This window comes from Photorhabdus thracensis, assembly GCF_001010285.1.
GTDB classification, from domain to species: domain Bacteria; phylum Pseudomonadota; class Gammaproteobacteria; order Enterobacterales; family Enterobacteriaceae; genus Photorhabdus; species Photorhabdus temperata.
Map to the genome: position 1 here is coordinate 3,080,363 of NZ_CP011104.1, position 23,427 is coordinate 3,103,789.

The following is a 23,427-nucleotide window of genomic DNA, read 5'->3' on the forward strand; positions in this document are numbered from 1 at the left end:
GAATGGGGTGATGTCTTCTATTCTTAACTTATTTATTAATACCAACGGTTATTATGAAAAAACAAATGACTGAATGGGTAACTCTGGAAGGGAAAGGGGTTATTCTTGAACCTTTGACGCACCAACGGCATGATGAATTTGTACAGGCAATTGAGGAAGGTGAGTTACATATATTGTGGTACACCAACATTCCTTCACCGGCTGATTTGAGCAAAGAGATTGATCGCCGTTTATTTTTGTATGAGAGAGGCACCATGCTGCCTTTTGCTGTTGTTGACCACCGGACAGGCAAAGCAGTTGGAATGACCACTTATATGAATATTGATTCTCATGCCCGCCGGGTAGAAATCGGTTCTACCTGGTATGCGCGTTCTGTCCAGCGGACACATATCAATACAGAAGCGAAGTATCTGCTATTGAAATATGCTTTTGAAGAATTGGGTTGCATCGCCGTAGAATTTCGTACTCATTTTCTTAATCATCAGAGCCGGGAAGCGATAGAACGGCTGGGGGCGAAACTTGATGGAGTTTTGCGGAGTCATACTTTATCTAAAGATGGCAGTGTCAGGGATACTTGTGCTTACAGCATTATTAATGGTGAATGGCCTGCGGTTAAAAGCCATCTTGAATGGCAGATGGTTAAACCAAGATAGAGGCTATTTTAAGATCAGGCTATGCCACACTGGGTGGCGGCCTGATTCTGAATTCTGATTTAATTTGCAGGCAGAGAGTCCCACATTCCATTATCCAGCTCATCCAGTAATTGATAACGGCGGCGATATTCAGCTCGCTTCTTACTGGCGATATCTTCAAGAGATTTTCTTTCAATGGCTAATGGCAGATGGAAATCTTTATTTTTTCCCCTTACTCCACCTAATGATTCCCAGAAAGAATCGTAATCAGCAACTAATTTGTCTTTCTTTTTATGCCAATAGCGCAGGCTTTTATAGATGTGTGTATCATTGCTGGCAGCCAGAATTTGCTGACAACCAAAATGGGCAGCAAAACGGCAAACAGATTCAAGCAGTAAGCGTTTTGGAAATAATCCATAACAATCTTTCGTGGCATTGCGGATAATTTCAAGGGTTGTATCTTCTTTAGAACCTTGTAGCCCACCAATAAATAGTGTTTTTTTGCCAGCAATTGTCAGTAGTGTAAAGGCACATCTTGCCAGAGTTTTATTATCTTCTGTCCCAATAAATAAGGTAAGCTCACCCTCTTTGTTAAAACAGTCCATGGAATCTACAAAAATGGTATAAGCTCCACTCTTACCATTGATAACCGCTAATGGATATGCATTAGAACAAAATATTTTATTAATAATAGACTTATTTAGCCCGGTAAATAACAACTGATAGTGTTCATTTATTGCGCGCAACGTTTGCCCTTTGTTGAAGTTAATACTTAGGTAAGGGCGATGTAGCTTAGAAGGCAAACAAGGTTGTTTCTTCAAAATATCCAGATAAAACGGCGTATTAACTATCTGGTTTAATAATTTTAGCGTCGATATTGGCATCAGAGCGCTACGCAAAGCGAATTTAGTGCGATTCTGTGCAGAATACCAGTGAGGACTGGGACTGATTTTTTTTCCGACTAAATCTGTGAACAGTCGAATGCCTGAGCTGGCGGGTTGATACATATATTCCATTTCTTTAATCTGGTTCTAAAAAATACAGGAGGGAAGATGATTTAAACCTGCTGAGTATACTCTTTTAGTATTAAACAGTACTTCAACAGATGTCTCTTTGTGTTTTTTGAGATAAAAAACAATGATTTTTTAATAAATTTTTAGCAATTAATGATATTTTTCTTGTTTGTTTATTATTTGTTTAGTTTTCTGTAACGTTTTTTGGTTGTAAAAGTATGCCAAAGAATATGGAGGAGCGGTTATGACCTGATGTGATACATGCTTTGTAACAAATTCAGCAAGCCAGTATTGGTTGTAAATAAATCATATTGGATATGTTCGTTTTGGAATTAGTTTGATTTAATTATTAGTAAAATTAATATTAATTATTTAATGCTTGTTATTAACATCATAATGAAATAGCCGGATGATTTCATGTTTTATTCGTTATATCATTTTATTATGAAATTAATTTGACACTTGCAGGGTATGTATTTCGATTTTATTATTGATTAATATTTATGTGTTAGCTCACTTCACAGAAAGGCCATTAATAATGGATGAGATGCTTATTCTTGTTGATAAATATGACAATCCCATTGGTTCAGCGGGAAAAATGGATGTTCACCAGAAAGGTATGTTACACCGGGCCTTTTCTATATTTATTTTTGATAAAAAAGGAAATTTACTACTACAAAAACGGGCAGCGAAAAAATATCATTCGGCCGGGCTTTGGACCAATAGCTGTTGCGGCCACCCTCGGGTTGGCGAAGCTCTGGATACCGCAGCACACCGGCGTCTTGGTGAGGAGATGGGCTTTGATTGTCCATTGAAAAAAGTTTTGTCATTTATTTATCATGCCACACTCCCTAATACTTTGATTGAATACGAATACGATCATGTTTTTATCGGGCAATTTGATAAAGAACCGATAATTAATTATGACGAGGTATCCGATTACAAATGGGTTAATCTACTGAAATTGAGGGGTTTAATTAATAAGGCTCTTGGGGAATATACAGTTTGGTTTAAAAAAATCATTGATGGCCTTTCGAATCGAGACATTAAAGATTGGCAAAGGCAACTCTGATGGCAATGTAATTTATCGGTAATCACAGAATTAAATTATTAAATATGAATGCCTCATTGAAATTCACCAATACGCCGCAAATCCTGACAAATAAGGTTGTGGCACCTTTTAAAACCATTTAATAAGGAAAACCTCATGAGTAGCTTTAATAATGTGTTTTACACTGATGTTGAGTCTGTTCCGCCTTATCACATCATTCGGGGGGAAAACACCAACGACTACGAAAACAAAGTGGTACAGGCTTATGGCGAAGATCCTGAACGCTGGCGTAAAGCGATTGGTGATACGCTGTTATTCCAGTCTGGTGTTTACGATGATCCTGCCTCAAGGCCACCTATTTCGTTGGGTGAAGCAGGTATTCGTTATTTTGATCGTCAACTGCTGTTGGCTGGTTTAGAGGCAAGGATCGAGAGGCCAGCGGTTCGGCGAATATTGGATATCGGTTGTGGCTGGGGCTATATCCTGAAATATTTGGCTGAATATTTTCCTGAATGCGCGTGCTTGGACGGAGTGAATATCAGCGATCAACAGTTGAGGTATTGTGCCAAGTTTCATGCAGAACATGGATTGGCTGAACGTATTAATCTGTACCTGTGTAATGCGCAGGATATTGATCTGTTGCCTGACCCACAGGAACTTTATGACCTGGTGATTATCCGTGGTGTTATTTCGCATTTTCCTAACTCATTGTATGAGAAGGCCATGAACGCGCTGTTCAAACGTGTGCGGGTTGGTGGACGGGTGATTATTTCTGACAACCTCTATAATGTGGAACTGGATAGCTATAAATCGAATATTCCCGACATCATCGATCGCCTTGCCTGTAGTAATCGCAAAACACCTGCCTATTTCAGACAAGTGCTGGAGAGAAGTGGTTTCATTATCAAGGATATGAGGGTGTTGCCGTCCAATATTGATACAGCGCATTGGTTTCTGGATATCAAGGCTAACATCGAACGGAACTTTCCTGAAGGTGTGAGTGGTACTTTGGAGGAGCTGCGTGTGATGGCTGAGAATTTTTCGATCGCGCTGGTGAAAAACTATGTGTCGGTTTATAGCGTTATCGCACAAAAACTTTAACAAGCAGCTTGTTTGCTTTTTGGGTTGAATAGCAAATTTGCTGGTCCCTACTGGATTTGAACCAGTGACCAAACGATTGGGTATAGCCACGTTGTTGCCAGTATTGGTAAAAATGCAACGGTAGGAATTGGTCTGCACTTGATTGAAAAGATTGATCAACGTAGGAGCAGTGTTGCTGGGGCACGGCAAGATATCGTCGTGGGTGGGCAGCCAGCAAATTAACGTCATGACCTTGATGTTAGAGACACTGGATGTGGTTGAGGAATTGGCTGAACTGACAGCCAGCCATACACACCATAATACAGGTACACTGGAAAACGCCAGTGCCATCAAGGAACACGGCCTATAAATCGGATGGGCTGAAACAGAAGTATTCTCCTGTGATTGGGTGAATATCATTCCATTTATGTGAGGTTTTTACTCTGCACCCTAGGTTGATATTTTATGCTATAGGCATTAGACTAGTTATGTCAGTTAAGGAATATCGCGCTAGGACTGAGGCTATCAATCTCGGTAATAGCACAAAAGATACCCTGCCCTGTATGGGTAAAACAAAAAAGCCAACCTCACCAGTTGGTTTTTTTGTTTTTATCTATCTATTAATTCATTGAATCATATCTAAATAAACTTACAATCAGCGGCTGTTAGTTGAGGCGCGTTTTGGCCTGTGTATCTCTGACGCAAGTTTTCGTAAGTCCTGGCTGAATACAGGTGGTGCTGATTCGGAGCGCGATCCACTTCAACTAACATTGATGAGAACCAGCCGGACAGGCAATGTAAAGGCAATGGCTGGGTAAATCGTGCTCCTCAACTGGAGCAAACGGATGAAAGCATTCAAAGCCTTTATTGACACTGCTATCATCGTTCTCAAAGCGTTAATCGCGCTTTTAGAGCTGATCCGTGCATTTCTGAAATAGATAACGGAAACGTAGCTAAGGCCATCGGGGTAACCTCCCGGTGGCCTTTAACATTTACCGCTTTTGATCAAGCAAGCCACTCTTGTTTAAGTGGCCCAATATATTGATCTAACAGCTTAAATTTGGTAATCCCGACTGGACTTGAACCTGTGTTCAAGCGGTTATTGCTCCGGAAGTATGGGAGGATAGCCAACAGATTAGTGTAGTTTACCGCGAGTCATACACATAATAACATTGGGACGCCTTTTTAAATGCGGTATCAATCAACGCTACGGGTTCGTGTTCTGATGGTCTGAAATACAATTATCTCGCCCGCAACATGCGCTGAGGGATCCCCAGAAAATAGACAGGCATAGCGTTGTGTGATCTACTGATTGTTCCACCAAGTCAATAAGGTCACTGCTATGCCTGTACGTGAAGTATGTCATAACTTCTTTAAAGATGCTTTATCACCATTTCATAAATATCGTCAGAATGCATTAATCGATGCCACTATCGCTTTGATTAATGGTGCTTCTCTTACGTTAACCAGCATTGGGCGCTTTTTACCAGGAAACGCTCACGTCAAACATAAAATTAAACGTATTGACCGGCTACTCGGTAATGAAGCTCTTCATAGGGATCTTCCTGATATCTTTCGTAATATTATTGCTATGCTGACTGAGTCACTCTCATTGTGTGTCATTGCTGTTGATTGGAGTGGATATCCCTCACAAGGACATCATGTACTCCGTGCGAGTTTAATTTGTGATGGACGCTCAATTCCTTTGTTAAGTCAAATAGTTCCCTCATGTAAGACTTGAAAAATATGGTGAGCTTTGGTTTAAACGGCAAGCTTTAAAAGCAACTACAACCCCACAGTTTTTGGGGTTTGGTACATTATCAAAAGCAGAATATGCACGTTGCGATGGTTATTTTTATCTTCATAAAAGACCGAATAAAGGTAGAAAATTCAAAAAATCACGATATCGAATGGTGCGAAAATCTCAGGTCAAAGATGGGCGTTCGGCAGCAATGGAGCCTTGGCTTATTTTTACTAGTATGGATGATTTTAAACCTCGTCAGGTTATGAAAATTTACAGCCGAAGAATGCAAATAGAGCAAAATTTTAGGGATGAAAAGAGTGAACGTTTTGGATTGGGTCTTAGAGCAAGTTATAGCCACGGGGCTGGTCGTTTATCAGTATTGAGTCTGCTTGCTACACTGAGTTCGGTTGTACTTTGGCTGATTGGTTTTTATGCCGAAAATAAAGGAATACATCTTAATTATCAGGCAAATAGAATTAAATCAAGAAGAGTTATCTCTCATCTGACATTAGCAGAGAATGTCTTACGCCATTCCCCGCTAATATTATTTGAAATCGTACTTAATAAAACACTCAAATACCTCGCCAGAATCTACCAAAATATGGTTTTGATTTATTAGCGCTGATTTCTGGGGAGCCCTCAGCGCAACATGCGGGCTTTTTTATACTTTCATAAAGTATTTGCTAATGTTGAAGAGTTTAAGCCGTGCTCTCTGGATAATGATGCCAGCGTTTTTATTCTTCTTGCGTATCGCTGCGATAATATCGGCGGTATGCCAGTCTTTTTTCATATTCCTGCTTACCTCTTTGATAAGGTAAACAGCCAGACTGCGCCAGTACTAGCAATGTAAGAAAAATTGCAAACTGAAAGGGTTGAAAAGATTTTCAGGAAATTTCAGTTTTTGGATCAAAAGAGGATCACGAAAAAACCTCAATGCATTGATATTAAAGTAAAATTGTATTTTGCGTGAAAAATAAGCTCACAAAGAAAAGCCGTGCTTTATCATAGAAATCAGATAGAGCGCGGCTTTACAGGATATACAGAACTGAAATTATTTTCTCCTTTTACATTATGACAAGGAAGAAAGTGAAAGTATTAGTTAACGTACTTTTAATTCATTAATAAGCGTAAGGCTACGTTCAAGCATCTTAAGTAGTTTCAGTGATGAACCAGAAGGAATGCGGTGTTGTTGTTCCCAGCTTTGAATTAGAGACGCAGAAAACGCCAATAACTTCGGCGAATTCACTTTGTTTTAAACCAAAGGTTTCACGTAAGTTTTTTACATCAGGCAGGCGATGGTAATGGATATTTTCATCAGGAACAGAAAGTCCGCCTTTTTCAATGGCTACCATCTGATTCATGCTTTCAACCAGATCGTTAAAAAGTTTTTTGTCCATAGTCTCTCCGTTGTATGAACATTATCACATATCTACACGGTGTTGATTACTGTAATTTGCGCCCAGAAATTGAAGCTGGCTAATACTACAGCCGTACTTATCCTGAGGGTGGGCTCCCCCCTCTGCGACGGTAGTGACACTGCTGAGCACGGTACTGGTGCCTCCGCCTCCAGAGAGACCAATGCAGAATGTGTTCAACGACATCTTGGGTTTTCCACATCAGTCGTGATAGTAGCCTGCGCAACTCCGGGACGCTCAACGCAATCAGCCCCGGCACCGTTTTTTTTCTCCTGCACCCGCAAGGCTACCAGCACCGCGTGGGCTAACAAGGACAGCGTGATGTGGCGATACCAGCCCTGCCAGCGCCGCACTTCGTATTGCGCCAGACCGCACTCCCCCTTGGTGGCTTCGAAACCCGTCTCTATCTCCCAACGCCGGCCCGCCACCTGCGCCAGCGTCTTGAGCTTCGCCTTCTTTCGTGGGGCATACACCACGTAGTAGGCTAATTCCTGTTTCTCATCACGGCTGCGACGCACGAGCAGGTAGTGACCGAAACGCCGTTCTTCCCGCGTTAATTGCAGGCGCCACAGCGGGGTAAACGCCCAGTCGTATCGACGTTCGCCTTTGGCGCCGGTTCCCGCAGACCGGCACTTCCAGGCTCGGGGCGTCAGCGATTTGGCGATGGCCTGCGCACTCATGAACACCGGTCCCTTCCACCACAGCGGCTCATTCCGGGCGACGCCCAGTACAAAGGGCTGTTGGCGCGACTCCAGCCAGACCCGCAGGCGGCGGTCACCGCCATAGACACTGTCGCCCGCGACCCAGCCACAGGGGACGCCGGCATCCAGTGCCCGCTCAAGCATCCGGCGGGCCAGCTGGGGTTTCGTGGCAAACTTCACTTCCGTGGGGATACCCGCCGCCTCACGCCGTGGCGGGTCATCAACCCACTGACGGGGCAGATATAACTCCCGGTCAATGAAGGCACTGCCCCCACCGCCGGCATAGCACAGGAAGACGCCAATCTGGCTGTTCTCCACCCGTCCGGCGGTGCCGCTGTACTGGCGCTGTACGCCGGCGGAGTACTGCCCTTTCTTGATGAATCCGGTCTCATCGACAATCAGCACGCTGTTGTCATCCCTCAGGTGGCCGACAACGTAGTCACACAAGATATCGCGGGCCGCGTCGGCATCCCACAAGGCACGTTCAAGCAGATGCTGTACCCCGTCAGGCGTGGCTTCGCCCATCCACTCAGCCAGTTGCCAGCCGTTCTTGCGTTCGACGTTGCTGAGGAGTCCCTTAAGGTAGGCCAGACTGCGCTGTCGGGGTTCGGAGCGTTTGAACAGGGGAGCTAAACGGGCGTGTAATGTATCCAGCTCCTGTGTCCACAGGGTCAACGGTGTTTGCATCGAATCTTTCGCTATGTTGGCATGAGAACTTGGCGCATTATGACACAATATCTATCTACGGCTGTAGTACTAAGCTGTGTCCCGCAATAGACTGAGATAGAATAATCCCCTGGTTCTGACTTTCGGAAAAAACCTGTTATGGCTCGTTACGACCTTCCTGATGAAGCATGGGAGTTACTGCTCCCCTTATTGCCCCCTGAACATTCTCAACGGCCGGGACATCCTTATGTTGAACACCGCCGGGTTATCAACGGCATGTTTTGGGTACTATGTTCCGGTGCCCCCTGGCGGGATTTACCCGAACGTTATGGTTCCTGGAAAACCGTCTATAACCGCTTTAATCGGTGGTCAAAATCGGGGATCATTAATCTCATTTTCAATAAGTTATTGTCAATACTGGATGAACAAGATTTGGTTGATTGGTCAGCCATATCACTGGATGGCAGTAACATTCGTGCGGCACATTGTGCGGCTGGCGCCCAAAAAAACATCCCGATGTCACCGCAGACCATGGCCTGGGTCGCTCTCAGGGTGGTTATGGTTCCAAAATCCATCTGGCTGTCGATGGAAAAGGTCATCCACTGAATGTGGTACTCAGTGCAGGTCAATGTCACGAAAGTCAATATGCAGTACGCCTGCTGGATGGTCTGGGTATTCAGCGTAAAAATGGTTTTATGAAACGTCGTTCAAAAGCGGTGATTGCTGATAAAGGTTACTCCAGCCACGTATTACGTAACCGGTTAAAAAGTCAGGGAATAAAAGTGATTATTCCCTATAAATCAAACGAAAAAGCGCGGTCAGATGGACGGGTTAAATTCGACCATAAAACGTATCGAAGAAGAAATGTTGTAGAAAGATGTTTTGGTCGACTCAAAGAGCATCGTCGCATCGCCACCCGTTATGAAAAGACAGCAAGAAATTATATTGCTATGGTGAAATTAGGTTGTATCCGCTTATTTCTTAAGGTCATTATTTAATTGAGGGACACAACCTAGTGTGTTTTCATCTAGGCAATGGCTTTATGAAAAAATCTCTGTCGCCATTTTGTCGCCACTGACTACCAGAAACAAAAAAGCCACTCTTGTTTGAGTGGCCTAATTTACTGATTTAACAGCTAAAATCTGGTGGCCCCTACTGGACTTGAACCAGTGACCAAGCGATTATGAGTCGCCTGCTCTAACCAACTGAGCTAAGGGGCCGTTGGATGGGAAGGATTATACGTACAGTTTTGCTCGCGGTCTAGCTTTGTAAACTCGTATGATCACTTTGTATACAAAATTAAGTTTTTATTAAGTAGTAGAAGGGGATAGCGGTATATATTGGTTGTTTTTATGGCTTATTTATCGTTTTTATAAATCATTGGATTAATTTTTAATAAGATCTTTGATGTTATCGGGTCATATTATTATCCCGATGATCAATATATTTTTATATATGATTATATTAATACTAATCATCTCCTTTGATAAAAAAACAAAAGCGTCCGCCGAAGCAGACGCTTTTCAGTTAACATGACTTAAAATTACTGATTATTCATCAAGGAAGCTGCGCAGCACTTCAGAACGGCTTGGGTGACGCAGTTTACGCAGTGCTTTCGCTTCGATCTGGCGGATACGTTCACGGGTGACATCGAACTGTTTACCGACTTCTTCCAGTGTATGGTCAGTATTCATATCGATACCAAAACGCATACGCAGTACTTTGGCTTCACGGGCGGTCAGGCCAGCCAGAACATCGTGGGTTGCTGAACGCAGGCTTTCTGAGGTTGCAGAATCCAGCGGCAGTTCCAGCGTTGTATCTTCAATAAAATCACCTAAATGTGAATCTTCATCATCACCAATCGGGGTTTCCATTGAGATAGGTTCTTTGGCGATTTTCAGTACCTTACGGATCTTATCTTCCGGCATTAACATCCGTTCCGCCAGTTCTTCCGGTGTTGGTTCACGTCCCATTTCCTGCAACATCTGGCGGGAAATACGATTGAGTTTGTTGATTGTCTCAATCATATGAACGGGAATACGAATGGTACGAGCCTGATCGGCGATCGAACGTGTAATTGCCTGACGTATCCACCATGTAGCGTAAGTTGAGAACTTGTAACCACGACGATATTCAAATTTATCAACCGCTTTCATCAGACCAATATTACCTTCCTGAATCAGATCCAAGAATTGCAGACCACGGTTGGTATATTTTTTGGCGATTGAAATAACCAAACGTAAGTTGGCTTCAACCATCTCTTTTTTCGCACGGCGAGCTTTTGCTTCACCGATAGACATCCGACGGTTGATATCTTTCACCTGTTCAATGGTTAAACCGGTTTCTTCTTCAATCTGACGAAGTCTGTTCAGACTACGTTGTACTTCTTCTTCAACTTCAAGTAATTTTTCAGACCACGGTTTGTTCATTGCTTTTGCCGCGGTGAACCAAATGTCACTGGTTTCATTACCGGAGAACAGAGTGATGAAGTTCTTCTTCGGCATTTTGCACTGCTCAACACACATTTTCATGATTTGACGTTCTTGAAGACGAACGCGATCCATCATAGAACGCATGTTGTTGACCAGATAATCAAACTGTTTTGGCACCAGGCGGAACTGTTTGAAAACTTCTGAGAGCATTAAGATTTCAGCAGCCGTATTTGGATGGTTACGGCCATTTTTCTTAATTTCCTGACGAGTGACCTCATACTGTTCTTGCAGTTCCTGGAATTTCTGGCGAGCTAATTCCGGATCGATGCTGTTGTCATCATCACTATCGCTATCTTCATCACTGTCTTCATCTTCGTCGTCTTCATCATCAAGTTCTTCCTGTGGGAGCTCAGAACCAACGTGAGTGGCGGTAGGTGCGAGGTCTTCTTCTGCGTTCGGGTCAACAAAACCGGTAATAAGATCTGACAGGCGGGCTTCACCTGCTTCTACACGGTCATATTGTTCCAGTAAATAGGTGATTGCCTCAGGGTATTCAGCAACAGAGCACTGTACCTGATTGATGCCATCTTCAATGCGTTTAGCAATGTCAATTTCACCTTCCCGGGTCAATAACTCAACGGTACCCATTTCACGCATGTACATACGTACCGGGTCGGTGGTACGACCGATTTCAGATTCAACGCTAGACAGGACTTGCGCAGCAGCTTCCACAGCGTCTTCATCTGTGTCGTTAGTGGTTTCTGCTAGCATCAGATCATCGGCATCAGGTGCTTCTTCCATTACCTGAATGCCCATGTCATTGATCATCTGGATGATATCTTCGATCTGATCGGAATCGACGATATCTTCCGGCAGATGGTCATTGACCTCAGCATAGGTCAGATAGCCCTGCTCCTTACCACGGGTGACAAGTAGCTTTAGCTGTGACTGCGGGTTTTGCTCCATAAGACGGTATCCACACTTCAGAGTATTTGGGTTGGTGTCGGTCGGCGAAACTAATCTGCCAACAATAACTTTTAGGGGCGTTTTCGTTGTATTGCCGCTGCCCACTTATAGCGGCAAAATGTAGGGTTGCTTCCCTACCTAATGCGGCACTTAAGCCGTGAATTCAGTATTTACTTTCTGGCACGGGATTCATTAATCAAGCGAACTTCTTCGCGTTCTTCCGGTGTCAGGCCTTCGGTTCTTGCTCTGGCGATAAGAATATCTAAACGTTCTTCCAACGCTGAATCAACGAGATGATCCAACGCGTCACGAAATGTATTTTCTGCTATTTCTTCTATTTGTATATCGTTCCATGCAGCTAATTTTTCAAGTTGTTTACTAAATTTATTGTCACGATATTGTTCTAGCAACTGCCCAGTTGTCAGCCCTGGCTGAGTAAGACAAACCTCTACAAGCTCCATAAACAATGGCAAGCCTGCAATTTTGGCCTGCATAATTCCCTGTAGCGGGGGAACTAAAGCGGCTAAGTGTGGGTTTTGTACCAACAGTCCTATAAGTATACGCATAGTTGTCGGTTTTAGCTGCGGCATCTGATAATTATTCCCACTTTCCAGACGCTGTGGTAATAAACGTTCCAACTGTACTGCATCGGGGATACCTAACATATTGCCAAGTTCTTGCCTCATATAGAGACGCAGAGTTTCTCCCGGGATCTGGTTAATCAATGGTACAGAAAGTGAACTGAGTTTTGTTTTCCCTTCAGGATTACTCAAGTCAACTTGTGGCAGTAACGATTCGAACAGAAATTCAGACAACGTGTGAGATTGTTCCATTCTTTGTTCAAATGCTTCACGGCCTTCTTTACGAACTAGTGAATCAGGATCTTCGCCATCAGGCAGAAACATAAAACGTAACTGCCTACCATCATTAAGATAAGGCAGCGCTGTTTCCAAGGCCCGCCATGCTGCGTCACGCCCCGCTCTGTCGCCATCGTAACAACAGATAATGTTGTCAGTAGCACGGAAAAGTAACTGAATATGTTCCGATGTCGTCGAAGTACCTAACGAGGCAACGGCATAATTAATACCAAACTGTGCCAGAGCCACCACATCCATATAACCTTCAACCACTAATAACCGTGAAAGGTCACTGTGATTTTGTTGCGCTTCATAGAGGCCGTATAGCTGGCGACCTTTGTGGAAAATTTCAGTTTCTGGTGAGTTGAGATATTTTGGGAGAGCATCTCCCAGAACCCGTCCACCAAATGCAATCACGCGCCCCCGGCGGTCACGGATTGGAAACATGACTCGTTCACGGAAACGGTCGTAAGTACGGCCATTATCATTTGACACCAGCATACCGGCGTCATGTAACTGTTGACGATCTTCCGTGCTGCGGGCAAACCGTTTCAAAGCGTTATCCCAGCCAGCGGGAGCGAAGCCAATCGAGAAACGGTGGATAATCTCTTCACTAAGTCCACGTTGAGCCAGATATTGCCGGGCTTGTTGTGCAGCGGAGCTATTTAGTGAATTCTGATAGAAGCTGTTGAGCTTATCCATCAGCTGATAAAGATTTTGTCTTTGGTGGCGTTCTATCTGACTGCTGCCGGAACCTGCTTCATAAGGGACTTCCAGCCCATGCATAGCGGCCAATTCTTCAATAGATTCGACAAACTCAAGTCTATCGTAATTCATCAGAAAATCGATAGCGTTGCCGTGAGCGCCACAACCAAAGCAATGATAAAACTGCTTATCGCCATTAACAGTAAACGAAGGGGTCTTTTCATTATGAAACGGACAGCACGCGTGGTGATTCTTACCCTGTTTTTTCAGTGGCACACGAACATCGATCAGGTCGATAATATCGGTACGAGCTAATAAATCATTGATAAATGCGCGCGGAATTCGTCCAGCCATAAGCCCTTTTTACGCCTGTTGATGAACGACACAATAAGCCGCGCTCCCTTTCGGAAAGCACGGCCTTTATCTGCAACTACTGTTGTCTGCAAATTCAATCACTATGCGGGTCAACCGCAAGGATTAGTACAGACGAGTGCGGCGTGCGTTTTCACGAGCCAGCTTTTTAGCGTGACGTTTTACAGCAGAAGCTTTAGCGCGTTTACGTTCAGTCGTTGGTTTTTCATAGAATTCACGACGGCGAACTTCTGCTAACACACCTGCTTTTTCGCAGGAACGCTTAAAGCGACGCAGTGCTACGTCGAATGGCTCGTTTTCACGTACTTTAATTACCGGCATGTGCCTCTCACCTCAATAGAAATCGGTCTTGCTGGCGTGGGATGCCAGCCATCTTAAAATGGTGCGGAATTTTACTTCAATGAACACGGCTTTGTAAAGCGCCGCAGCAAATTGAAACAACAACATTACAATGGTGACTTGCAGCGAAATTTGTCAGTCAGTTCCGTAATATTGATGATAACCACACAGGGATTTTACGTAGGGCGCTGATTATAGACTAAACAGTAAAAATAGTCAGCATGTAAACCGCGCAAATTATCTTATTAATGATAAACTGACTTTCTTCTGTGGAATATAGGTAGTGTAATGCGAGTTTTAGGTATAGAAACGTCTTGCGATGAAACCGGAATCGCAATTTATGACGATCAAGCCGGTTTATTAGCAAATCAATTATACAGTCAGATTAAATTGCATGCTGATTACGGCGGTGTTGTGCCTGAACTGGCTTCACGTGACCATATCCGCAAAACCGTTCCCTTGATTCAGGCTGCTTTGAAAGAGGCAGGATTAACCCGTAAAGATATTGATGCAGTGGCTTATACTGCGGGTCCTGGTCTGGTTGGCGCATTATTGGTGGGGGCGACTATTGGCCGTTCTCTGGCATTTGCTTGGGATGTTCCTGCGATTCCTGTCCATCATATGGAAGGGCATTTATTGGCTCCGATGCTGGAAGATAATAGCCCTGAATTTCCGTTTGTCGCTTTGCTTGTGTCCGGTGGTCACACACAACTTATTAGCGTAACCGGGATCGGTGAATATGAGCTGCTTGGTGAATCGATAGATGATGCCGCGGGTGAAGCATTTGATAAAACAGCTAAATTACTGGGCCTGGATTATCCGGGAGGTCCGTTGCTCTCTAATATGGCTCAGAAAGGAGAAACCGGGCGTTTTATGTTTCCTCGTCCGATGACAGATCGCCCTGGGCTGGATTTCAGTTTCTCAGGATTGAAAACTTTTGCGTCTAATACGATTCGCAGCAACAGTGATGATGAGCAGACCAGAGCAGATATTGCCCGCGCTTTTGAAGATGCGGTTGTTGATACATTAGCGATTAAATGTAAAAGGGCGCTTGAACAGACCGGGTTCAAGCGGCTGGTAATGGCCGGTGGTGTCAGCGCTAACCTCACGTTGCGTACCAGAATGAAAGAGGTCATGGCAAAATTGGGCGGCGAGGTATTTTACGCGCGTCCTGAATTTTGTACAGATAACGGCGCTATGATTGCGCTTGCCGGTATGATCCGCCTGAAAGGCGGAGTAAGTGACGCTCTTGGCGTGACGGTTAAAGCCCGCTGGCCACTGTCTGAATTACCCGCACTGTAAATCTTCATAATATAGTGAAAATAAAAAACCAGTCACTCAATCAGTAGCTGGTTTTTTATTTGGCAATGTTGTTAATCTTCTTTTCCTTGCTCTTTCTCTGCCTGAATTTTTTCTTCTTCAGTCATCTCTTTTTTCTTTTTGAGTTTGTTCCAGATACGACTTTCCTGGCCGCGCCACAGGCGCTGGATATTATCATGGTGACGGAGCAGTACCAGACAGCAGAGCATGGCAACCGGAAAAGTAAATTCAGGTTTAAACCACCAGACATAGAAAGGTGCTATCAAGGCGCTGACAATTGCGCCTAGAGAGGAATAACCACTCAGTAATACTGTCAACAGCCAGGTACCTGTCATCAAACCCATCAGATCCCAGCCAATTGCGGCAATGGCACCAAAAGCAGTTGCGACTCCCTTACCGCCTTTAAAATGGAAAAAGATCGGATAAATATGGCCGAGACAAGCAGCTATTGCTGTAATTCCCAGATAGAGGGGGGGAACACTAAGCTGATAAGCCAGCCAGACTGGGACCATGCCTTTCAGAACATCACAAATCAGTACCACTGCCGCAGTACTGCGGCCACCAATCCGTAATACATTTGTCGCTCCTGGGTTACCTGAGCCATGCTGGCGGGGATCCGGCAGTCCAGCCAGACGACAGATAAGTATTGCGCTGGAGATTGAACCGCAAAGATACGCGAAGATAATCATACCAAGCGCGATAGCACTCATAATGTCTCTCCAATAATAATGGTCGTTTTCTTAGCCTAGTCATGGATAATACGCATATTTAGTCGGAAGTGGTATCCGACAAGTTGAAAAACAGGAAAGTGACGTGATGGATATCGTATTTATTGAGGAGTTAGCTGTCATCACCACCATTGGTGTTTACGATTGGGAACAGACCATTAAACAGAAGTTAGTGTTCGATATCGAAATGGGATGGGATAATAAACGCGCATCTTCCAGCGATAATGTCGAGTATTGCCTGGATTACGCTAAAGTTAGCGAAGCGATTATCAACCACGTAGAAAATCAGAATTTTGCTCTGGTTGAAAGAGTGGCTGAAGAGGTGGCCGATCTGCTATTAAACCGCTTTAATTCGCCGTGGGTACGGATAAAAGTCAGTAAGCCGAGGGCGGTGGCGCAGGCTCGTCAGGTTGGTATTATTATTGAGAGAAAAAAATAATCCGATCAGCAGTGAATTCAGTTGTCATATTATTGCATAGGCTGGCATGCATCATTGCCAAGTGTGATAATTATGTCAATTGATTAATGGCAATGGAAAAATGGTAGCCGGATTCATCTATGCTACCTGTTTTGGAGATTTGTTTAATGGGGTGCGATCTCTCTATATGACTGACCTTTCTACCTTGTTTCATGCATTTATTCTTGGTGTTGTTGAAGGGCTGACTGAGTTTCTTCCTGTTTCCTCAACTGGTCATATGATCATCGTGGGTCATTTGCTGGGATTTACCGGCGATAAAGCTGAAACATTCGAAGTTATTATCCAGCTTGGATCGATTCTTGCCGTGGTAGTGGTATTTTGGCGTCGTTTGTTTGGGTTAATTGGTCTTCACTTTGGTGAAGTTCCTCACGAAGGTAAAACCAACGGTAAGCTGAAACTGAGCCACATTCTTTTGGCGATGCTACCTGCGGTGACGCTTGGATTGCTGTTCCACGATACTATTAAATCGCTGTTTAACCCACAGAGTGTTATGTACGCCTTGATTATTGGCGGCGTGTTACTGATTACCGCAGAAATTCTGAAGCCTAAGACACCGAGAGCAGAGGGGCTGGATGATATTACTTATCGCCAGGCTTTTATGATTGGTTGTTTCCAGTGTCTGGCATTGTGGCCGGGATTCTCCCGTTCAGGAGCGACAATTTCTGGTGGAATGCTGATGGGGGTTAACCGTTATACCGCATCAGAGTTCTCGTTTATTCTGGCTGTACCGATGATGATGGGGGCGAGCGGGCTGGATTTATATAAGAGCCTGCATTTTTTGACTGCTTCTGATATCCCAATGTTTGCTGTCGGTTTTATTACTGCATTTATTGTCGCATTGATCGCAATTAAAACCTTCCTGGCATTGATTAAGCGTATGTCTTTCATCCCATTTGCTATCTACCGCTTTATTATCGCCGCCGTTGTTTACTGGGTATTTATGTAGTGAATGATTCCCCTGATATCGATTTAGTTTAGATATCAGGGGATGTACAGCGTATTTGATCTTTCAGACAACAGTATTAATCCTGTTGTTGCTTCCATTCAGCCAATGCCTGCTGACGTTGGCGTCGTAGCTCTTCACCAATATCCGCGCCACGCAAGCCGCTGTCTACAATACTTTTCACTTGGACCTGGCTGGCAACCTTAAATGCTTGTCGCAGATAATGACCTTGTGGATAAGGGGTACCTTCAAAACCGGTACGACCCCGCGCATCTGCTTCACTGGTGATAATCAACTGATCTATTCGCTGAGGTTTACGCCATGCATCAACAGAATCAAATAATTTGAGCAATGTTTTTGGCCGCAATTGATCGACGGTATGCACTAAGTCATGATATTGAGCGACCAGTTTTGCCAGATCACGGGCAGAATTAGGCACACGCAGACGTTTGCACAATTGATCGACTAACTTCACGCCTGCCGGACCATGTCCATAATGATGAGGCCACTGTTCTGGCGGTGTTAGTCCTTTGCCAAGATCATGGCACAGAGCCGCAAAGCGGCTATCTACTTCATCTGTCAGTTCCGCGACAACTTTCAGCACCATCAACGTATGAATACCGGTATCAACCTCAGGATGCCACTTCTCCGGTGCGGGAACGCCAAACAGATTATCCATTTCAGGAAACAGTACCGCTAATGCACCACAATCACGTAAAACCTGAAAAAAAACCTGCGGTGAATGAGTGGAAAGGGCTTTTTCTGTCTCTTTCCAGACACGCTCCGGTGTGAGTGCTGATAACTCTCCGTTAGTTGCCATTTTTGACATTAACGTTAATGTTTCTGGGGCGATGGTAAATCCCAAATGGGCGAAACGGGCGGCAAAACGGGCTACCCGTAATACCCTCAGTGGATCTTCAGAGAAAGCGTCGGAAACATGGCGCAAAATACGATTACTTAAATCATCAACCCCACGGTAAGGATCGACAAGTTCGCCTTCGGATGTTTGAGCAATGGCGTTAATGGTCAGATCACGGCGCAGCAAATCATCTTCCAGTGTGACATCCGGTGCGGCGTAACAGGTAAAACCCGTATACCCCAAGCCGGATTTTCTCTCAGTGCGCGCTAGCGCGTACTCTTCATGGTTTTTGGGATGCAGGAACACCGGGAAATCTCTGCCAACTTGCTGATATCCCTGAGACAATAGTTCTTCCGGTGTCCCACCAACAACAACCCAATCCCGTTCTTTTACAGGAAAATTTAGCAGGCGGTCACGTACTGCACCGCCAACCAGATAGATTCTCACCTGAATATTCCTTAATCAACTCATCCAACGGTCATTACGCTTGCGACGCGGAACCATGTGTGGCAGTAACAGCCCTAAAATTAAACCTGCACCTGCAACCCCACCGCCGTACATAAACCATTGCAGAATGATATTGCGTTGTTTGTCATCAAGTTGCAGATTCGCAGCATCAAGTTTTTTCTCTGCCACAATCAGTTTATTTTTCAAATGCTCATTTTCTTTTTTCAGCCCTACAATAATGTCACTGCTGTTTGAAACGTTTTGTTGCATGTCAGCAGTGCGCTGATTCCAGCTATTGTCTATATTGGCTAACTTATCCGTCAGTATTTTGATTTCCTGCTCCATCTCAGGGAGGCGGGTGCGCAAGCTCGGTTTATCACTGAGCTGGTTAACGGGTAGCCAGACAACACGGTCTTTATCATCCTTCACCTCAGCGTAATTACTGTCCCGGTTGATGCTTATCAATGTGACTTCATCACCGGCATTCAGTGTGCCGGCGATACGATATTTGTTACCCGGTCCAGCGTGTGTGTAGGTAGATAACTCATCAGATACATAGCGCTTTTCTTCCGCGTGGGTAGTAAGCGAAAAGCTTAGGCTCAATAGCGCCGTAAGAAGTAAAGGTAATTTTCGCATTGTGATTTCAACTATTCTTTATCTATGGTGAGTTTAGAATTTGATAGTAAAGAGTTAAGTTTGCCAGAGCAAACAGTAAACCAAAATAGGAACTATCTTAACGGGTCGAATACGGAGTTTACTGGTTGTTTGTTTAATTTTTTCATGCGGTCGTAGAAAAAAGTGAAATCAGGGTAAGATAATAACCAAAAATTGCCACCAATGGTGCAGATAATGAGTGTAGAAATTGAATTAAAACTTATTGCCAGACCGCTGGCTATTCCTGTAGTTCGTCAGCAATTATTGTTATTTCCTCATCGCTACTTTGCGCCGCAAAAGTTGACCAATATCTATTTTGAAACGGCGGATAACCAACTGCGCGGTCTTGATATGGGATTGCGTATCCGTGGTTTTGACGACCAGTATGAGATGACAATCAAAACAGCCGGGGAAGTGATCGGCGGGTTGCATCAGCGTCCGGAATATAATCTGTCATTGTTAAAGCCGGAACTGGCGTTGACACTGTTTCCTCCTCATATCTGGCCTGAAAACTGTGATGTGGAAGCGCTGCAATCCCGTTTAAATGCGTTATTCAGCACTGACTTTATACGGGAGAAGTGGGTGGTTACTTACGGGCAAAGTGAGATTGAAGTTGTGCTCGATCAGGGAGAAATCATCGGGGCAGGCCGCAAAGAACCCATTTGTGAATTTGAATTGGAACTGAAACAAGGAACTGTTGTGGATGTATTAGCGTTGGCCGCTGAGTTGGCAAAGTCAGATGGCTTGCGACAGGGAAATAAAAGTAAAGCTGCCCGTGGTTATCAGTTAGCCCAAGGAAAGCCAAAAACGATTTTGCCTCAAGTTTCGGTAGAAATTGATATGCAGCAGTCATTGCCTTCTGTACTTTCGTCAATATTGGCCCATTGGCAAGAGCAGGAAGAGAGCTGGCTGACTGGCTTGTCAGAAAGTCGGGATGGTTTGAAGCAAGTATTGACTTTAGTTCAGCGGGTGCTTGAATATTGCAATGAATCGGCAGGCAGGCCGGAACAGTTGGATGATCAATTAGCGGCGATCAACCAGAAATTATCAGCAGCGGAAACAACGGCTGAAACGCTGTGTTACAGCTCGGGCTATTTGCAATGTAAGTTGGCGCTGACTATGTGGTTAGTCAATCTCTCTGCTTGAATAACAGGAATTCTCTATGTTGCCACTTTCAACCCCGCTTTTGGCTCAGTTATCGAGTGTGACTAAGTATTTTCAGGAACAGGCTTTGTGTGTTGAAGCTTTTGCTCCTCATGAACAGATTGTGTTGTCACTGAGTGATTTTGTTGCTGAAAACCTTAAAATTCACCCTGAATGGTTAGCCGAAATCCGCCAGAACCCACCGCAAGCGCGGGAGTGGCATCAATACGCTGAATGGCTGCAACAGGGACTTTCATCAACAGAGGATGAAAATACCCTGATGCGGGTTTTACGTCAGTTCCGTAACAAAATTCTGGTCAGAATTGCCTGGTCACAGGCGCTGCACAGCAGTACGACTCAGGAGACGTTGCAACAGCTCAGTATGTTGGCTGAAACGCTGATTATTGCTGCTCGCGACTGGTTGTATCCGCGTTGTTGTCAGGATTGGGGAACCCCTTGCAATAATCAGGGCGAACCACAACCCCTGTTAATTCTGGGCATGGGGAAACTGGGTGGTGGCGAGTTGAATTTCTCTTCCGATATTGATCTAATTTTTGCCTATCCTGAAAACGGTATTACCCGCGGTGGCCGCCGTGAAATGGACAACGCTCAGTTTTTTACCCGTCTGGGGCAGCGTCTTATCAAAGTGCTCGATCAGCAAACGGTGGATGGTTTTGTTTATCGGGTTGATATGCGTTTGCGCCCATTTGGTGACAGTGGTCCACTGGTATTCAGTTTTGCCGCATTGGAGGATTATTATCAGGAACAGGGGCGTGATTGGGAGCGTTATGCGATGGTTAAAGCGCGAATTATGGGCGCTGACAGCGAATCGTATTGCGAAGAATTACGCCGGATGTTGAGGCCGTTTATTTTCCGCCGTTATATTGATTTCAGTGTGATTCAGTCCCTGAGAAACATGAAAGGGATGATTGAACGTGAAGTTCGTCGCCGTGGTTTGCAAGACAATATCAAATTGGGTGCCGGAGGTATCCGTGAAATTGAATTTATCACTCAAGTATTCCAGCTTATTCGTGGTGGGCGTGAATTGTGTCTGCAATCTCAGGCTCTGTTACCCACACTTCAAGTAATAGAAAAACTGGAACTTTTGCCGTCATCACAGGTAGAACAACTTGCTGACAGTTACCTCTTTTTGCGGCGGCTGGAAAATCTTTTACAGTCAATTGACGATCAGCAAACTCAGACGTTGCCGGAAGATGAACTGAACCGTTCACGGTTAACGTGGGGAATGGGGTTTGAACGTTGGGATAAGTTGATGATTGCATTGAACAGCAAGATGGGCGCTGTTCGGGTTATTTTCACGCAATTAATTGGTGATAACAGTGATAACAATGAAGAAGAAGCGGGTCATGTACCATTTAAGAGTTTATGGCTGGAAAATCTCGAAAAAGAAGAGTTAATCATACTGGCTCCGCATCTGCATGAATCGGTTGCACAGCAGATATTACACGTCATTGCTATATTCCGTCAGGATGTGGGAAAAAGAACCATTGGCCCTCGCGGACGTGATGTACTTGATCATCTAATGCCACGTTTGTTGGCAAAAGTCTGCTTGCGACAAGATACCAATACGGTGCTGGAACGGGTTATTCCGCTGTTGTTGAGCATTGTCAGCCGTACAACTTATCTGGAACTGATGTTGGAATCAGAAGCCGTACTGACACACGTTATCCGGCTGTGTGCGGCTTCACCGATGATTGCCACTCAACTTACCCGTCACCCCTTGTTGCTGGATGAGCTGCTTGATCCCCAATTTCTGTATAGACCCCTGCCGCTGAATGCCTATAAAGATGAACTGCGGCAATATTTGTTGCGAATACCTGAAGATGATGAAGAGCAGCAACTGGAGGCTCTTCGCCAGTTTAAACAGGCGCAATTACTGCGGATTGCGGCGGAGGATATCACTGGGGTGTTGCCGGTGATGAAAGTGAGTGATCATCTCACTTATTTGGCAGAGGCAATTATTGAGGCGGTGGTTCAACAGGCGTGGGGACAAATGGCAAAACGCTATGGTGTTCCATCACATCTGAATCAGCGGCAAGGGTTGGGATTTGCTGTAATTGGTTATGGCAAACTGGGGGGATGGGAACTGGGTTATGGCTCCGATCTTGACTTAGTTTTCCTGTTGGATTGCCCGATGGATGTCATGACCGATGGTGATCGGTCAATTGATGCCCGGCAATTTTATTTGCGTCTTGCCCAACGCATTATGCACCTGTTCAGTGCTCGAACTTCCTCTGGTGTGTTGTATGACGTAGATGTCCGCCTGCGACCTTCGGGTGAATCAGGAATGTTAGTCAGTACCATCGGAGCGTTTGCTGATTATCAGCGGAATGGAGCGTGGACTTGGGAACATCAGGCATTAGTACGCGCCCGTATGGTATTTGGCGATGAAAATTTGCATCAGGATTTTGAGCGGATACGCCATCAGACGTTATGCACACGACGAGAACCCGATTTATTACGTCAGCAAGTTAGGGAAATGCGGGAGAAAATGCATAAACATTTAGGCAGCGTTCATTCAGATCAATTTGATATTAAAGCTGATCCGGGCGGGATCACGGATATCGAATTTATTGCACAGTATCTGGTGCTGCGTTACGCCCCTGAAAATGAGCGCCTGACGCGCTGGTCGGATAATGTACGGATTTTTAAGTTAATGGCGGCTTATGGAATTATGGATGAAGGTGAAGCTGCTGCATTGACTCAGGCTTATATTTCCATGCGTGATGAATTACATCATCTGGCGTTACAGGAGCTTTCCAGCCGGGTATCAGCCAATTGTTTCCAAAAGCAGCAGGAGCGGATAGGCCATAGCTGGCAACAGTGGTTGGGTGAACAATAACGGGTTATAGCGGTTTGGT

At 44.7% G+C, this 23,427-nt stretch carries 20 protein-coding genes, 1 tRNA gene and 3 pseudogenes; 12 read left to right on the forward strand and 12 right to left on the reverse strand.

What is annotated here, in order from left to right:
* Positions 1 to 53: 53 nt before the first annotated feature.
* Complete coding sequence (locus VY86_RS13460) at positions 54 to 653, forward strand: GNAT family N-acetyltransferase (RefSeq protein WP_046975319.1); 600 nt, start codon at positions 54 to 56, stop codon at positions 651 to 653.
* A 59-nt stretch (positions 654 to 712) separates the two neighbouring features.
* Here VY86_RS13460 and VY86_RS13465 read toward each other — a convergent pair whose 3' ends face one another.
* A complete protein-coding gene (locus VY86_RS13465) occupies positions 713 to 1,648 on the reverse strand; it encodes a VirK/YbjX family protein (protein WP_046975320.1) in 936 nt (311 codons plus the stop codon).
* A 535-nt stretch (positions 1,649 to 2,183) separates the two neighbouring features.
* Between VY86_RS13465 and idi the strand changes: the two genes are divergently transcribed.
* The 5 genes and pseudogenes from idi (at position 2,184) to VY86_RS13480 (ending at position 6,139) form a co-directional block, all read left to right on the forward strand.
* Positions 2,184 to 2,717, forward strand: coding sequence for an isopentenyl-diphosphate Delta-isomerase (gene idi, locus VY86_RS13470; RefSeq protein ID WP_046975321.1), 534 nt, complete (start codon positions 2,184 to 2,186; stop codon positions 2,715 to 2,717).
* Positions 2,718 to 2,852: 135 nt separating this feature from the next.
* On the forward strand, positions 2,853 to 3,797 hold the full coding sequence (locus VY86_RS13475) for an SAM-dependent methyltransferase (protein WP_046975322.1): 945 nt from the start codon (positions 2,853 to 2,855) through the stop codon (positions 3,795 to 3,797).
* Positions 3,798 to 3,939: 142 nt separating this feature from the next.
* Positions 3,940 to 4,146: a hypothetical protein gene (locus VY86_RS25170; RefSeq protein WP_162200363.1), complete on the forward strand. Its 207-nt coding sequence runs from the start codon at positions 3,940 to 3,942 to the stop codon at positions 4,144 to 4,146.
* A 475-nt stretch (positions 4,147 to 4,621) separates the two neighbouring features.
* Complete coding sequence (gene dinQ / locus VY86_RS26235) at positions 4,622 to 4,714, forward strand: damage-inducible type I toxin DinQ (protein ID WP_274521077.1); 93 nt, start codon at positions 4,622 to 4,624, stop codon at positions 4,712 to 4,714.
* 404 nt (positions 4,715 to 5,118) lie between these two features.
* Positions 5,119 to 6,139, forward strand: a pseudogene (locus tag VY86_RS13480) (transposase).
* Between the two features lie 53 nt (positions 6,140 to 6,192).
* On the opposite strand, the pseudogene VY86_RS25920 reads toward VY86_RS13480, so the two are convergent.
* The 4 genes and pseudogenes from VY86_RS25920 to VY86_RS13495 all read right to left on the reverse strand — a co-directional run.
* Positions 6,193 to 6,310, reverse strand: a pseudogene (locus tag VY86_RS25920) (helix-turn-helix domain-containing protein); the annotation flags it as partial.
* Positions 6,311 to 6,619: 309 nt separating this feature from the next.
* Positions 6,620 to 6,917, reverse strand: a pseudogene (locus VY86_RS13485) (helix-turn-helix domain-containing protein).
* A gap of 24 nt (positions 6,918 to 6,941) precedes the next feature.
* Entirely contained in the window at positions 6,942 to 7,121 is a 180-nt protein-coding gene (locus VY86_RS25395; protein WP_046975323.1) for a hypothetical protein, read from the reverse strand.
* A complete protein-coding gene (locus tag VY86_RS13495) occupies positions 7,112 to 8,323 on the reverse strand; it encodes an IS701 family transposase (protein WP_238591457.1) in 1,212 nt (403 codons plus the stop codon). Before VY86_RS13495 ends, VY86_RS25395 begins: the two co-directional genes overlap by 10 nt.
* Positions 8,324 to 8,461: 138 nt before the next feature.
* Here VY86_RS13495 and VY86_RS24175 point away from each other — a divergent pair.
* Positions 8,462 to 9,300, forward strand: a protein-coding gene (locus VY86_RS24175) for an IS5 family transposase (RefSeq protein WP_254361410.1) whose coding sequence is annotated in 2 segments (ribosomal slippage) — positions 8,462 to 8,804 and positions 8,804 to 9,300 — 840 coding nt in all. Because the reading frame shifts where the segments join, the coding sequence is not laid out codon by codon here.
* Between the two features lie 145 nt (positions 9,301 to 9,445).
* Here VY86_RS24175 and VY86_RS13505 read toward each other — a convergent pair.
* From VY86_RS13505 to rpsU, 4 genes are all read right to left on the reverse strand, one after another.
* Positions 9,446 to 9,522: transfer RNA gene (locus VY86_RS13505), tRNA-Ile, on the reverse strand.
* A gap of 330 nt (positions 9,523 to 9,852) precedes the next feature.
* Positions 9,853 to 11,700, reverse strand: a complete 1,848-nt coding sequence (rpoD, locus tag VY86_RS13510; protein ID WP_046975324.1) for an RNA polymerase sigma factor RpoD — start codon at positions 11,698 to 11,700, stop codon at positions 9,853 to 9,855.
* A 170-nt stretch (positions 11,701 to 11,870) separates the two neighbouring features.
* Entirely contained in the window at positions 11,871 to 13,616 is a 1,746-nt protein-coding gene (gene dnaG / locus VY86_RS13515; RefSeq protein ID WP_046975325.1) for a DNA primase, read from the reverse strand.
* Positions 13,617 to 13,739: 123 nt separating this feature from the next.
* Positions 13,740 to 13,955: a 30S ribosomal protein S21 gene (gene rpsU, locus VY86_RS13520; protein WP_001144069.1), complete on the reverse strand. Its 216-nt coding sequence runs from the start codon at positions 13,953 to 13,955 to the stop codon at positions 13,740 to 13,742.
* 306 nt (positions 13,956 to 14,261) lie between these two features.
* On the opposite strand from rpsU, the gene tsaD reads away from it, so the two are divergent.
* Positions 14,262 to 15,275 carry a tRNA (adenosine(37)-N6)-threonylcarbamoyltransferase complex transferase subunit TsaD gene (gene tsaD, locus VY86_RS13525; protein WP_046975326.1) on the forward strand — a complete coding sequence of 338 codons (1,014 nt, stop codon included), beginning with the start codon at positions 14,262 to 14,264 and terminating at the stop codon, positions 15,273 to 15,275.
* A gap of 71 nt (positions 15,276 to 15,346) precedes the next feature.
* Here tsaD and plsY read toward each other — a convergent pair whose 3' ends face one another.
* Positions 15,347 to 16,003 (reverse strand): glycerol-3-phosphate 1-O-acyltransferase PlsY, encoded by a 657-nt coding sequence (plsY, locus tag VY86_RS13530; RefSeq protein ID WP_046975327.1) that lies wholly within the window; start codon positions 16,001 to 16,003, stop codon positions 15,347 to 15,349.
* A 106-nt stretch (positions 16,004 to 16,109) separates the two neighbouring features.
* Here plsY and folB point away from each other — a divergent pair, with 106 nt between their 5' ends.
* Entirely contained in the window at positions 16,110 to 16,460 is a 351-nt protein-coding gene (folB, locus tag VY86_RS13535) for a bifunctional dihydroneopterin aldolase/7,8-dihydroneopterin epimerase (protein ID WP_046975328.1), read from the forward strand.
* A gap of 166 nt (positions 16,461 to 16,626) precedes the next feature.
* On the forward strand, positions 16,627 to 17,445 hold the full coding sequence (bacA, locus tag VY86_RS13540) for an undecaprenyl-diphosphate phosphatase (RefSeq protein WP_046976871.1): 819 nt from the start codon (positions 16,627 to 16,629) through the stop codon (positions 17,443 to 17,445).
* Positions 17,446 to 17,521: 76 nt separating this feature from the next.
* Here the strand turns inward: bacA and VY86_RS13545 are convergent, their stop codons facing one another.
* A complete protein-coding gene (locus VY86_RS13545; protein ID WP_046975329.1) occupies positions 17,522 to 18,748 on the reverse strand; it encodes a multifunctional CCA addition/repair protein in 1,227 nt (408 codons plus the stop codon).
* A gap of 15 nt (positions 18,749 to 18,763) precedes the next feature.
* Positions 18,764 to 19,384 (reverse strand): TIGR04211 family SH3 domain-containing protein, encoded by a 621-nt coding sequence (locus VY86_RS13550; RefSeq protein WP_046975330.1) that lies wholly within the window; start codon positions 19,382 to 19,384, stop codon positions 18,764 to 18,766.
* A 213-nt stretch (positions 19,385 to 19,597) separates the two neighbouring features.
* Here VY86_RS13550 and VY86_RS13555 point away from each other — a divergent pair, with 213 nt between their 5' ends.
* Entirely contained in the window at positions 19,598 to 20,548 is a 951-nt protein-coding gene (locus VY86_RS13555) for a CYTH domain-containing protein (protein WP_046975331.1), read from the forward strand.
* A gap of 16 nt (positions 20,549 to 20,564) precedes the next feature.
* Positions 20,565 to 23,408, forward strand: a complete 2,844-nt coding sequence (gene glnE, locus VY86_RS13560; RefSeq protein WP_046975332.1) for a bifunctional [glutamate--ammonia ligase]-adenylyl-L-tyrosine phosphorylase/[glutamate--ammonia-ligase] adenylyltransferase — start codon at positions 20,565 to 20,567, stop codon at positions 23,406 to 23,408.
* Positions 23,409 to 23,427: the final 19 nt, after the last annotated feature.